9 protein-coding genes and 1 pseudogene are annotated in these 13,168 nt (G+C 60.7%); 4 read left to right on the plus strand and 6 right to left on the minus strand.

What is annotated here, in order from left to right; genetic code table 11:
• Positions 1–727: 727 nt before the first annotated feature.
• The 6 genes from RT513_RS19945 to RT513_RS19970 form a co-directional block, all read right to left on the minus strand.
• Entirely contained in the window at positions 728–2,236 is a 1,509-nt protein-coding gene (locus RT513_RS19945) for an aldehyde dehydrogenase (protein WP_290687590.1), read from the minus strand.
• A complete protein-coding gene (locus RT513_RS19950; RefSeq protein WP_290687587.1) occupies positions 2,233–3,108 on the minus strand; it encodes an aspartate dehydrogenase in 876 nt (291 codons plus the stop codon). The genes RT513_RS19945 and RT513_RS19950 overlap by 4 nt, the downstream gene beginning before the upstream one ends.
• 4 nt (positions 3,109–3,112) lie before the next feature.
• Positions 3,113–4,786, minus strand: a complete 1,674-nt coding sequence (locus tag RT513_RS19955) for a thiamine pyrophosphate-binding protein (protein ID WP_290687585.1) — start codon at positions 4,784–4,786, stop codon at positions 3,113–3,115.
• A gap of 13 nt (positions 4,787–4,799) precedes the next feature.
• Positions 4,800–5,591 carry an SDR family oxidoreductase gene (locus RT513_RS19960; RefSeq protein WP_290687583.1) on the minus strand — a complete coding sequence of 264 codons (792 nt, stop codon included), beginning with the start codon at positions 5,589–5,591 and terminating at the stop codon, positions 4,800–4,802.
• A 19-nt stretch (positions 5,592–5,610) separates the two neighbouring features.
• Positions 5,611–6,486, minus strand: a complete 876-nt coding sequence (locus RT513_RS19965) for a VOC family protein (RefSeq protein ID WP_290687581.1) — start codon at positions 6,484–6,486, stop codon at positions 5,611–5,613.
• A 74-nt stretch (positions 6,487–6,560) separates the two neighbouring features.
• Positions 6,561–7,394: an alpha/beta fold hydrolase gene (locus RT513_RS19970; protein ID WP_290687579.1), complete on the minus strand. Its 834-nt coding sequence runs from the start codon at positions 7,392–7,394 to the stop codon at positions 6,561–6,563.
• A gap of 585 nt (positions 7,395–7,979) precedes the next feature.
• Here RT513_RS19970 and RT513_RS19975 point away from each other — a divergent pair.
• The 4 genes and pseudogenes from RT513_RS19975 to RT513_RS19990 all read left to right on the plus strand — a co-directional run bounded on the left by RT513_RS19975 (position 7,980) and on the right by RT513_RS19990 (position 13,155).
• Positions 7,980–8,837, plus strand: coding sequence for an IclR family transcriptional regulator (locus RT513_RS19975; protein ID WP_290687577.1), 858 nt, complete (start codon positions 7,980–7,982; stop codon positions 8,835–8,837).
• A 1,220-nt stretch (positions 8,838–10,057) separates the two neighbouring features.
• Positions 10,058–10,702 (plus strand): annotated as a pseudogene (locus RT513_RS19980) (IS5 family transposase); the annotation flags it as partial.
• Positions 10,703–11,031: 329 nt separating this feature from the next.
• Complete coding sequence (locus RT513_RS19985) at positions 11,032–11,919, plus strand: helix-turn-helix domain-containing protein (RefSeq protein WP_290687575.1); 888 nt, start codon at positions 11,032–11,034, stop codon at positions 11,917–11,919.
• 138 nt (positions 11,920–12,057) lie between these two features.
• Complete coding sequence (locus RT513_RS19990) at positions 12,058–13,155, plus strand: NAD(P)/FAD-dependent oxidoreductase (protein WP_313534424.1); 1,098 nt, start codon at positions 12,058–12,060, stop codon at positions 13,153–13,155.
• Positions 13,156–13,168: the final 13 nt, after the last annotated feature.

Raw genomic sequence — 13,168 nt, forward strand, 5'->3', positions numbered from 1 at the left:
AAAATTGGGCGCCGATACCCCCGCCTAAGGGGTCAAGATTGCATGCCGAAACACAAAGATCTGTTCTGGAGTTTGGCGATGCGCAGCCGCAGCTTCTGAATAACCGGTTCTGGATCAACGGATCATAGGCGCAAAGTGGCCGATATCCTGCCGTTTTCAGCCTGCCATGTCGGATCAACGCCTTTCGGCGCATCGGATCGACGGGAAGGTGGTGGGGCAAAACTCAACATATGCCCCACCACCAAAAGACAAGTGGGTTTGCCATGATACCAGAGCGTTTCAACAGGACAAATGAGGCAACCCCATCCGGTCTCGCAACCAAGTCTGTACCGCGGCTGTCAGTCCCGCGGCATTGCCAACTGCGCCGAGGTCAGGCCGCGCCATCGCCGCACGCGGGCCAAGGATCTGGCGCGTGCTCACCTTGGGGCGACAGCTCAGTTTGCGAGACCGAAAGGAACGGGCAGCGAAGCGACACTGGCGGGCTGCTGAAAACGGCTTTTTGACCCGAGTCGGAGCGCAAATCGTTCGCTATCTGACGAAATCCAGCCGGAAATTCATATACTTCCGGGCGTTTCCGGACCGATTTCCCGATTTCCGGTACATAGGCATAACCCTTCAGGACTTTTCAGCAGCCTGTTAGGCGGTTCCGTCGGACCGGGCCTTGAGATTTCACTTCGCGGCGAAGCAGCCGGAGGGTCTAGTTCTGATGAACGGAAGTTTGCGGATGTCACGTCCGCTCCACCGTATCGGCGGCCCACGTGATCGGGCGATTTGTCAGGTCCACGTAGACCGCTTTCTGGCGCTGGTAAGCGCGCAGTCCATCACGACCTTTTTCCCGCGACATGCCACTGTCCTTTTCCCCGCCGAACGGGGTGGAAATGGAAAACTGCTTGTAAGTGTTGATCCAAACGGTGCCGGTAGTGATCTCTTTCCCCACCCGCCAGGCTCGGGGAAAATCGCGTGTCCAGATTCCACAGGCGAGCCCGTAGTCATTGTCGTTCGACTGAGAAATGACCTCGGCCTCGTCCTCGAAAGGCAGTACGACAAGCACGGGGCCGAATACCTCCTCTCGACAAATCCTCGCGGAATTCGGTGCATCTGCGAGTATCGTCGGCAGATAATACGCTCCTTCGGCCAAAGTGGGATCATCCGGTCGACTTCCCCCCGCCAACAACCGCGCACCGTCCTTGATCGCCTGGTTGACCTGCGCCTCGACTGCGTCGCGATGGTCTGGATGGATCAGGCACGATACCTGCGTCGCGGCATCATGGGGATGGCCCACCCGGAGCCGTTTCGTGGCGGCGGTCAGCCGGGCGAGAAACGTGTCGTAGATCTGGCGCTCGACGAACAGCCGCGCGCCCGCGATGCAGCTTTGTCCCGTGGATGAAAAGATGCCGTATAGAATTCCCGCAATGGCCATATCCTGATCGGCGTCTGCGAAGACGATGGTCGGCGACTTGCCACCCAGTTCCAGCGAGACGGGCATCAGCTTTTCCGCCGCCTGCCGTGCGATCGTTCGGCCCGTGGAAGTACCGCCGGTAAAGGAAACGCGGCGGATCGAGGGATGTTCAACAAGCAGGTTGCCGATCTCGCGGCCCGCACCAGGGAGGACGGAGAACAATCCCGGCGGAAGGCCGGACACCTCGATGATCCTCGCAAGTTCGAGCGAGACCAGCGGGGACCAGCTCGCAGGTTTGAGGAGAACGGCATTGCCTGCCGCCAACGCCGGCGCCACCTTCTGCGCATCCGACGCAATGGGAGAGTTCCAGGGAGTAATTGCGGAGACAAGGCCGAGCGGCTCCCAGACGGACAGTGTCAAGGCATTGCCCCGGGGAGTTGTCAGTGCCTCGTCCGACGTCTCAAGGACCGCAGCGAAATAGCGGAATGTTCCCGCGGCAGAAGCGGCAAGCGCGCGCGTCTCCTGCAGCGTCTTGCCCGTGTCCCGGGTCTGTATCCGGGCGATCCGCTCAACATTCGCTTCGATGCCGTCGGCAATGCGATGGAGGTAGCGCGCGCGTTCATGCGGTTTAAGATCGCGCCAAGACGGCTCAGCCTGCGCAACCTTCGCGCGCTCGATGGCAAGCAGCCCATCCTCGCGCGATGCCCCGCGGAAGCGGAGATTGATGCTGCCGTCGGCAGGAAAGATCGAGGTGATTTCCGCTCCTGTTCCGAGAGTCCATTCGCCACCGATGAACAGTCGGCCGTCGGGGAGAGACGTCGAAGCTACACTTCTCATATGGCCACCGGTCCGATTTGATTGCGGATTTCGCGCAGCACGGAATAGACCGTGGATACAGACGTCTTGGCATTGCCGTCTGTGGCGCGATTGGTGATTTCGACCGAGTAGTTGGCGAGTGGTGAGCTGACCTCATAGCGATGGGAGTTGCCGGTAGCCGCGGGATCAGCGATCAAGGTGACCTCGGTCGCTTCAAATCCCGCGCCGGCGAGTGCGAGCGTCGCGGCGACATTTGCGTTCTTCGGATAGTTTCTAGCCGCCTCGCGCGCGTTGCCATGGAAGAATTCGAGCGGTGCGGACAAGCGCTCCAGGTCGATGGTTTCGGCAACCGGTGTGCCACGCCAGGCGCTCGGCGGCTTGGTCCCGAAGTAACGCACTTTCAACGCGCCCCTTGCGGAGAGTGCGGAGAGCAGATCGACCCCCCCGATCGCCCCCGCCGGAAGAAGGATACGAGCACCCCCCCTTACGGCAGCTGCCTTTAAGCGGTTGTGCAACGCCTGATCCGACAGCGCCCCGATTGAGACCAGCAGAAGATCAATCCCGGTCTCCAGAAGTCGTGCGGCATGGGCATCCACAGCACCATGCCCGGCCGCCTCGACGACGAGCCCCGGGCGCGCAACGATCAGGTCGTCGAGGCGCTCAGTCACCTGCATCCGCCCAACCAGAGCGGGATGACTGGCCACCAGCCGCTCCCGCGCACGGGCCTCGCCGCCGGGGGAGACCAGCAGGATGAGCCTTTCAAGCGGCAACGGTTCGATAAGCTTGAGCAGCTCGCTTGCGATAGCCCCGAAGCCAATGATCCCGAGGGAGAGCCGGCAGACCTCATCTGCACCCGCGGAACCCCTGAGTTCGAGAGATTCTGTCATGGTCATGCGATCACTCCCCTTTGCCGGCGGCGCCGGCCGGCGGCCCGGCGAAACTCTCGGCAAACGGCCCGATGGCGCACATGTCGATCTCGATGAGATGGGGACCAGCAGCAGCAACCGCGGCATCGAAGACCCCCGCGAACTCCCCCAGATCGCTCACCTTGCGATGGGGCATGCCGATGGACGCACAGAAAGTACCGAAGTCCGGGGTCGCAAGTGCACTGTAATGATGGCGAGAGTTGTACTGAGCATCCTGAATGTTGCGGATCACCCCGTAAGCCTGGTCGTTCATCAGCAGATAGACGAGAGGTGCCTTTTCTTCGACGGCGGTAATCATTTCGGCCAGACCAAGCATGGTTCCGCCGTCGCCGATGAGCGTGATCGCCTTGGCTCCGCCATTGGCTAGCGCGGCACCGATCCCCATCGCGACGCCCTGACCGATTCCACCGCCGAGCGCGTGAACGCCCAATCGCGGCTCTGCGATCTGCACATAGCGATTGCCGAAGGTGGAGTTGGAGATGGTCACATCCCGCACCCAGGCGTGGCCACCCGCAGCGACACGTTCGTTCAGAACATCCGCCACAACCCGGTAAGGGCCCAGAACGTCCCGCATACGGCTTTCGCCCTGCGCCCGGGCGCGAGCAATGTCGAGCTTGAGACCCTTGTCGGATTCCAGATCATCAGGCAGCAGAGCCAGCAACCGCTCCAGCGTATCCGCCGCGTCTCCGTGGATGAACTGTTCTACCGCATAGTTCCGGCCGCCTTGCGACGCATCCGCGTCGATCTGTACCAGTTGGGCCGGGAGCGGCATCTTGTTGTTGCGCGTCTCGTTGCCGCGCAGCCGGGAGCCGACGACGATCATGAGATCGGCACTCCCATACAAGTCGACCGCTTCGGGGGTCATGTTGAAGGCGCCCAGCGATGCGGGGTTGTCCTCCGGCACGATGGCACGACCGTTGGTAGAGGTCACGGCCCCGAACCCACGCCGGACCAGTTCGCTCGCCGCCGCCGTCGCTTCCCGCGCACCGCCTCCGAGCCAGAGCAACGGACGACGGGCCGATTTTACCCGCTCCACCAGTTCGAGGATGGCCTCTTCCCGCGCATGAGGCAGCACGACAAGCGGCGCATAGGGCCGCGCGGCCCCCACGACCGCGCAGCGTTGTACATCGACCGGAATCTCGAGGCTGACCGGGCCGCTCGGCGCCGACAGCGCGGCGGAGCAGGCGGCCGAGAGTATCCCGATTGCATTCTGCGGATCGGAAATGCGGAAGACAGTCTTGGAAACACCCTCCAGCATCCGCGGCTGGCGCGGAACGTCGTGGATGGCAGCGCGGTCGCGGTCGGCGAATTCGCTGTCCACCTGCGTGGTAAGGTGAAGAAGCCGGGTGCCCGCCGTCAGGGCCTCCGCCTGCGCCCCGGCAGCGTTGCCCGCTGCCGTGCCGGTGGAGGTCAGGCACACACCGAGCTCGCCCGAGACACGAGCAAAGGCATCGGCCATGTTCATCGCACCCGCCTCCCCACGCGCCGGCACGAAACGGATGCGTCCTTGCCGCGCGACCGCATCCAGGATGGGCATGTTGTGAATCGAAATGACGCCGAAGATCGTGCTCACGCCGGTTTCCGCGAGATAGTCGGCGATCAGGTCTCCGACCGTTTCGGCCTTGATGCGGGTATCCATGTTCATGACCGCGACTCCTTCAGATATGCCGGGAAAGGCCGCCAGACACTTCGATCTGGGCACCTGTGATGTAACTTGCGCCGCGTGAGCCGAGGAATGCGATAGCGTGGGCCGCTTCCTGAGGATCACCCAGCCGGCCGAGCGGAATGCCCTTCCGCAAAGCGAGCGCGCGATACCATTCCTCTCGGCTGATGCTCTGATCCTGCCGCTCGGCGAAACGGCGCGTCCATTGCCCGGAACTCACCAGCCCGATGAGGATGGAGTTCACCCGGACATCAGGGGCGAATTCGGCCGAAAGGCTTTTCAGCAGGTTCTGTACACCCGCCCGGGCGGAAGAAGTGCAGACCATGTGCGGCTCGGGCTGATAAGCGAGCAGCGAATTGACCGCCACGATCGCGCCGTTTGCCGCCCGCAGCATCGGCATGAAGGCCCGGATCGGGTGAACCTGACTGAAGATTTTCAGTTCGTATTCCGCGCGCCAGTCCTCATCAGACGTATCCGCGAAGGTCGATTGCCGACCTTGCCCCGCATTGTTGACGAGCAGATCGCACCGCTCGAACCGCTTTTCCACCTCCACCGCAAAACCGCGGGTCGCGTCGGCGTCCAGCACGGAAAAGGCTCGAGACAGAACACGTTCCTCACCATAGTCGCGGCACAGGACGGAATGCACACTCTCGAGACGGTTGGCGTTCCGCGCGCAGAGCGCGACCTTTGCACCGCAATCCAAAAGCAGCTTGACCGTCTCAAGCCCGATGCCGGAACTCCCACCGGTCACGACGGCGACCTGTCCATTGTAGTCGTAGCTGTTCACTCTGCGGTCTCCGATTTTTTCAATTTAGCCATGAGGTATTGGGGGAACGCGGATCCGGGCGGCCCTGCATCACCGCCCGTTGCGCCGGAGCAGATGGCCACGCGGTCATCCATTGGTTGATCTGCTCGGATACGTCATGCGGCCAGAGCTGGGCTGCGTGCGTCATTTCGTCGATTTGCTGCGGCCCGGAGGTGAATTCGACCATGAAGCCCGATGGGGAAACAAAACAGGTGAAGGGGGTGTTACCGGGAGAGGGACGCCTCGGCCCCCCCACGGGCACGTGGCCCTTCTGCTTCATCCGCCCGACTGTGCGTAGGAACTCGTTCTGGGTGAGCACTTCGAAGGCAATGTGGTTCGCGGACGGGCAATGCACCCGCACGAGCACGATGGAGGCGTGATCTAACGAGCACCGCAAAACCACCATCTGGTCCGCAGGATAGTCCGATACCCGAAAACCGAATACGCGTTCGTACCAAGCCCGAACGCCGTCCATGTCCGCCGTATTGAGAACGACATGCGAAACTTTTTTCGGCAACGCCCATTCCGGCTGCCCCTCATGGGCGTATCCACCGGCCCGGAACCGAAGTGGACGCAGGTCTGGGTCAACAATCCCGAAACCGTAGCCCCCGACCCTTCCGTTGAGCCCCGAAGGCGCGCTCAAAACGACCGCACCCTCGGCGACGACCCGTGCATGCAGCGCGTTGATCGCCGCCTTCTCCGGCATGCCGAAATGTATGTGGTTAGCGCCGCATACGTGGCCGTCCTTCAGGCCATAGCGAAACGCCTCCGGCCCCGTAAGCTGGGGATAGACTGTTGCCGTTTCGCTACGCGCGGGTTTGGCTTCCCGCATATCAGGGTAAAAGGGCAGCGTTGCCGGAAGCTCCGGACCGTGCATCACGATGCCCCGGAGGCGGTGAACCCGCACTCGTCACTCATTTCCATATTCCCTGTATGATTCCGCGCCGCCGCCTACCGGTCACCGGCGGTCCCGGAGTCCGTCATTTCGAATACGGCCTGGATTGCATCGGCAACCACTGTTGGTGCCTGTTGGTAAAGCGCATGACCCGCGTCCGGAGTTGCGATCAGCTTGCCGCGAAAAGGAGGGGGAACCGCGGAATACGCCTGCCGGTTGGCATCCGGCGGCGTCACGACATCCTCTGTGCCGAAGATCACCGACACCGGGACCGCTGTCTTGGCCAAATCGTCCACCAGCCGACCCGATGCCAGCATCCTTGCTGCCTGAGCATAGCCCGGCATCCGCACTGCGGCCATGGAGCGGGTGACAAAGGCAACAAGATCGGGGTTCGTTTCGGGCGCGAAAACCAGCCTCGGCGCGCGACGTGCGGCAAAGGCCTCTGCGCCCTCGACAAGGAGATCATCGATCCGGGACTGCGCGCCCTCGGAAAGCACGCCTCCCGGCTTGACGCCATGCCCCAGAGCCGTCGAGGCCAGGATCAGTTGCGCAATACGCTCTGGAGCCATCCGCGCCAGCGCTGCACCCATCAGTGACCCGAGCGAATGGCCGAACACGACCGCGCGGTGAATTTGGAGCGCATCGAAGAAAGCGCGAAGCGCGAGAGCATAGTCCGCAGCCACTGGCCAATCGGTGGAGAGAGGGATGGAGTCGCCATATCCCGGTGCGTTCCATGCGATCACCGGCAGGCATTCGGGCAACGCCGGCAGCAAGGCCTCGAAACTTACGGCGTTGGATCCGATGCCATGCAGAAGCACGAGGGGCACCTCACCCTCGCCCTCCCGTTCCAGATAGGCAATGCGGCCCGCTTCTTTAGCAACAAAGCCCATCAGTTCGACCAGCAGCGGTTATTGGTGGGCAATGTCCGGCCAGTGAGGACGAGTGGGTCTGGACCAAGGAGAAACGCGATGGCGCCGGTCACATAGCGGGTGCTCGGTGTTGTCATGATCTCAGGCGTAACGGTCGTAACCGCTGTCCATGTCTGGGCGGCGCTCGCATGCGCTGCCATCACAGCGTCCTTAGAGGCCGTGTAGGCCATCAACTTCGGCGCTCTCCAGCTCCTCGCACCGGAAGTGACATTGTCCCAGCTATTCAGCTGGATCGCGTCGCGCATCACGCGGTCTGAAGCCGGTTGCGAAACATGCACTATCTTACGCCTGCGGGTCATCGTCGTTCTTGCTTGATCGTTCGTATATGAACATAACGTTCATAATTGCGGAAAGACGACATCATGTCAAATGAAAGCAGAATACTGCGGGTGATATTGCTATCAGAGCGCAAGATAGAGAGCGGAGCCAAACACTTGATAACCCTTGAGGGCATATAGGTAGTACGCTTCTTACAACTTGGCCCTACCGGAGCGCTGATAGGAGAAAGTGGTTTTCGTTCTTGTTCTGTGACCAGAAGTGTTCAATATGGAAAATATTGTTCAAAATATGTTGGGGCGAGAAAGCAGCCCATCCCAAGATCGAAATCCGGAGGTCGATTTGATTTCATCGGTAACGCCCGCCTATGATGTTCCGCCGGTCACTCGCGCGATAGCTCTGCTTCGCCACATCGGTGCAGGCAACAGATGTAGAAACATGTCCAGAACTGCAGCCGCTCTGGGGATCAACAGGACGACGCTCCTGCGCCTTCTTCACACGCTCGAGAGGGAGGGATTGATCGAGGGCGATCATGAGGAGGGGGGATACATCCTTTCTTACGGTCTGCTGGAGTTGACGGCTCATATGCTGTCGTCGCGGGACGTTGTTCGGCTGGCGCGACCATTGCTCAGCCGTCTCGCGGCGGAGACTGGGTTTTCTGCCCATCTCGGCGTATTGTCGGGTACTGATGTAATCGTTTTGGTGCGCGAGACGCCCGATGTTCAGCTTATCAGCAACATCCGCGAGGGAAGCCGCCTGCCTGCCCATGCCACGGTGATGGGCAGGATCATTCTTGCCAATCAGTCACATGACGATGTACGCAACATATTCCCGAGCCAAGCCCTGCAAACCGTCACGTCGATGACACCTGCAACGCTCAAGGCTCTTGAAGACCAGCTTTCGCAGGATCGGATTGAGGGCCTTGCCTGGTCGGTGGCGAATTTCGAGCAGGGCATTGGATCGTGCGCTGCGGCGGTCTTTGACCACTCCCGTCGACCAGTTGCCGCAGTAAGCCTTTCAGGAAGGGAAAGCGATTTCGAACCCAGCAGCAGAAACCGCGAACGTATCGCAAAAGGCATTCGGGACGTGTCACAGCGATTGAGTGTAATGTTGGGCGCCCCTTCATGAAAATCCTCTATCGACTTGGACTGGTCTCAGGGCTGAGCGGCGTAGGGCACGTTTGGCGGTATTGTGTAAGAGGCATGTCTCGCCGGCGCTTACCTTCCAGGAGATCCTCCATCGCAGGTGGAGTCTGGCCCCTCTTGAGCACGGACATGAAGCGAACACCGTTCACACAAGAGATGATCGGGCTCCGGCACGAGCAGGAAACCGGTATACCGGTGGGATCTGTGCAGGAAAGTACAGGCTAAGCTCCGCGGACCTTCTGCATCTGTGGACGGCGCTCCCTCGGCAAGCGCTTTGAGGTGTTTCCGAGCATGACGCGTGCTGACATCTATCCGGCGTCGCGGGTTGATGCCTGCAGGTCCAAATGGGTAGTCTGTGAAGCGGGCCCTCAACAAATGTTCGGCCTTGGAGGCCTTAACAGCCTGCTGAAAAAGGCTTTTTGGCCTGTGTTGGAGTGGAAATCGTTCGCCATCTGACGAAATCCAGCCGGAAATCTATATATTTCCCGGCGTTTCAGGGCCGATTTTCCGATTCCGGCGCATAGGCATGACACTTCACCTGCACCACCTAACCGTCCCGCATTAGGTCACGGGGCGGCATTCCTCGTTCCTGGCCAGAAGCGCCCGGATGATAGTTGCCGTTAGCCAGGATTGCGGGGTTCGTCCCGCGGGCATTCACCCGTGGGCTGAAGCGGTCCGTCCTGCTCGCTGCCGTTCTCACGACCGTGGGCGCGCGCCGTGAACAAGCCGCGGTCGCTGATGTTGGTCGCCACGTTGCCGAGCTTTCAGCCGCCGCTCGGATGCCGGCCCGGCACAAGCCCAGCTACGCTGCCATAATGCGACCGTTGTCTGGCTGGCGCCGATCGCCGCGACAACGGCAATGGCGGTCTTCGGCCCGACCGGCATCGTCGAGAACTCCTCGATCTTATCCACATGGCTTTCGGGCCTTATGTCCCAGCCGCACTGATCCGCCCGCCGACGAGCGATACCATGGTCGTTGACCCCATGCTCGCCGCGCGGAATCATGAACGCTTAACTGGCTGCTGACAAAGCATTCCGCCGTTATGCTGGCGCGGAGAGCTTCTCCACATTCTTGGATGGCCGCCCCGGAAACAGCAAGCTTTGGCGCGTGACCGGACTTTCTGGCTTTCAACGCAAGACTAGGGCGTGTTGACAAAAGGGATTCACAGGGCAGGTTGATCGTGATTCAAGCTGGTATCTGCGATGGAGACCTGCTTGGCACGAGACCTGATGTCGGACGAGGAATGGGCCTTCCATGAGCGCTTCATTCTGGCCGTCCGTGCCCGAACGGGCGCAAGCCCGTGAACCACCGCCTTGTTCTGGATGGGATTTTCTGGATCGCACGGACGGGCTCTTCGTGGCGCGACCTGCCGGAAGAGTTCGGGAAATGGTCCAGTGTCTACCGCCAGTTCCGGCGCTGGACCCCGGCGGGGCTATGGGAACAAATCTTGGAGGCCTTGAATGAAAGCCGGATCGTGACAGACGGGCTCCAGATGATCGACAGCACCGTGATCCGCGCCCATCATCAGGCAGTGGGCGCTAAAGGGGATTCCGCGACAAGGTTTTGGCCGCTCGCGCGGTGGCTTTACGACCAAGATCCACCTCCGCGTCAATGGTGGCGGCCTGCCCATGAGGCCGGACATCACGCCGGGGCAGACCTCGGACTATCTGGGCTTCGATCTGGTCATGGACAACAACCTGCCCGAGCCCCGCATCCTGCTGGCGGATCGTGGCTATGATGCTGACCGAGTTCGAAAAACCATGGAGGATCGCAACGTCGTGCCAGTGATACCGATGCGAAAATCCCGGAAACTGCGTGGCCAAAGCCTCGTCGAGCGGTGCTTCAACATGACCTGGCCAGCGAGCCAGTTGATGAGGGCAGCGCTCTGAGGCACGGCGATCGCGGCAACTTTGCAAAAGCAACATCTCGCGCAGGCCACAACAGTAAGCTTGGCCCAAACTCAGTGACGACCGTTGGCCGCGCGATCCTGCGAATAACGGGGATGGTCGAACCCAAAGTGACCTGCGTCCCTCAAATATCCCGGTACGAAAGTCGTATTGTGATAATATCTTTCGTTACCTAATCTTGCAGGCGATTCCTGCTCCCGTTGATACTTGCTCCGAAGATGCGGAGGTCTTCATTCCGGCGTGTGGTGTTCTTGAACCGGAGGGAATCTGTGGCCGATCATCTGATCCATGCTGATGAACTGCCGGTTTGGGTGCCCGGCGAGACGGTCGTGGAAAGCCGGGGGCTGGGGTGGAAGGGTGTGGCGCAACGCAGCTTTCTCTACAAGGGGCAGGATGTGCTGATACCGCCGATGGACGATTTCATGATCGTTCAGTATCGGCAGGGCCTGACCCCGATGGACCGTGAATTTGACGGGCGATGGACCCGAACCCAATGTGGCCCCGGTGACTTCTCCCTGCTATCGCGCGCCATGCAGTCCCAGTGGAACTGGACCGAGGGACTGCATGTCGCGCATGTCTATCTGAGCAACGATCTGATGGCACGCGTCGCCCGCGACATATGTGACGGCGAGATTGGCGTGATCTGCCTGCATGATGTCCTTCAGGGCAATGACCCGGTGATCGGCCATGTCGTCGATCAGCTGACGCAAGAGGCCGCCGAGAGCGGTGAGGGCGGCCCGCTTTATGCCGAAGCGCTGAGCATACAGCTGGCCGTCCATCTGCTGCGTCACTATGCTTCGATCACCCAGAAGCCCTGCAAACAGAGGCACGCGTTTTCGGAAAGTGAAATGCGGCGGCTGGATGAATACATCAACTCAGAGCTTGCCACGGGGCTGACGCTTGAACGTCTGGCCGAAAACCTTGGCCTTGGGGTCTGGGCGCTGAACCTCCGGCTGCGGCAAACCGTCGGAAAATCGACCTATGCCTATGTGCAGGAAAAGCGGGTCTCGCAAGCCTCTGACCTGCTTTGCAAAAGCGATCTGCCGATCAAGGCGGTGGCCACGGCCTGCGGGTTTTCGGATCAGGCCCATATGACGCGGACATTGCGAAAGGCGCTCGGCACGACCCCGGCGCAATTGCGCAAGTCGCGTTCCTGATTGCGGATCATTCAAAAAATTGCTTGCGGATGTTCAAGACCGGCTCTGTCGGTTTGCTAAACTTGGCGCCCTGGGCACTGCGCATTGGAATTGGGAGGTTCCGCGCAACGGCCCGACTTCGACCGCAAGGAGGCGGTCATGCAGGAGGATCTCATGCTGGACTCACGTCAAACCGCCCCGGTGGCGGCCCGAAATCCCGTTCCTGAAACGCTTGACGCGCTGGTGATCGGCACGGGCGTCGCGGGGCTTTATCAGCTTTACCAGCTGCGCAATCTGGGCCTCAAGGCCCATGCCTGCGACACGGCCGGCGATGTCGGTGGCACTTGGTTTTGGAACCGCTATCCGGGCGCCAAATTCGACAGCGAAGCATATATCTACCAATATCTTTTCGATGAAGACCTGTACAAAGGCTGGACATGGAGCGAGCGCTTCCCCTCCCAGCCCGAGATCGAGCGCTGGATGCACTATATCGCCGACAAGCTTGATCTGCGGCGCGACATCAGCTTTTCGACGACCGTCACCGCCGCGACTTTCGACGAAGACCGTCAGGTCTGGCGGGTCAGAACCGATCAGGGCGAGATGATCGAGACGCGCTTTCTGATCGGCTGCACCGGTATGCTGTCGGCTCCGCTCGAGGACCGCTTCCGCGGCCAGTCAAGCTTCGAGGGCATGATCCTGCATACGGCACGCTATCCACGCGGCGGCCTTGACCTTGCGGGCAAGCGCGTGGGGGTGATCGGCACCGGGGCCACCGGCATCCAGGTGATCCAGACCATCGCCGCCGAGGTTGCATCGCTGACCGTCTTTGTCCGCACGCCGCAATATGTCCTGCCCATGAAGAACCCGAAATACGGGCCGGACGAGGCGGCATGGTACAAGGGCCGGCTGGACGAATTGCGCCAGAACCTGCCCAATACTTTCACCGGCTTCGAATATGATTTCGAACACAAATGGCACGAGCTGATCCCCAATCAGCGGCGCGCGATACTGGAAGAGATCCATGCCGACGGCTCGCTGAAACTGTGGCTGTCGTCCTTTGCCGAGATGTTCTTCGATGAAGCGGTCAGCGAAGAGATTTCCGAATTCGTTCGCCAGAAAATGCGGGATCGGCTGAAAGACCCGGAGCTCATCGATATTCTGGTGCCCAAGCCCGGCGATTATGGCTTTGGCACCCATCGCGTCCCGCTGGAAACCAACCCACATTTCCCAAGTAAGGCGCTGATTTCGCTGTCCTGACCATTACATTTCC

It is taken from the genome of Haematobacter sp. (assembly GCF_032102465.1).
In the GTDB taxonomy this organism is placed as follows: domain Bacteria; phylum Pseudomonadota; class Alphaproteobacteria; order Rhodobacterales; family Rhodobacteraceae; genus Haematobacter.

Excerpts from the sequence above, each read along its gene's own strand:
- RT513_RS19990 (WP_313534424.1), top strand. The coding sequence starts at position 12,058 with ATGCAGGAGGATCTCATGCTGGACTCACGTCAAACCGCCCCGGTGGCG.
- RT513_RS19975 (WP_290687577.1), top strand. The coding sequence starts at position 7,980 with ATGGAAAATATTGTTCAAAATATGTTGGGGCGAGAAAGCAGCCCATCC.
- RT513_RS19970 (WP_290687579.1), bottom strand. The coding sequence starts at position 7,394 with ATGGGCTTTGTTGCTAAAGAAGCGGGCCGCATTGCCTATCTGGAACGG.
- RT513_RS19945 (WP_290687590.1), bottom strand. The coding sequence starts at position 2,236 with ATGAGAAGTGTAGCTTCGACGTCTCTCCCCGACGGCCGACTGTTCATC.
- RT513_RS19955 (WP_290687585.1), bottom strand. The coding sequence starts at position 4,786 with ATGAACATGGATACCCGCATCAAGGCCGAAACGGTCGGAGACCTGATC.
- RT513_RS19965 (WP_290687581.1), bottom strand. The coding sequence starts at position 6,486 with ATGCACGGTCCGGAGCTTCCGGCAACGCTGCCCTTTTACCCTGATATG.
- RT513_RS19950 (WP_290687587.1), bottom strand. The coding sequence starts at position 3,108 with ATGACCATGACAGAATCTCTCGAACTCAGGGGTTCCGCGGGTGCAGAT.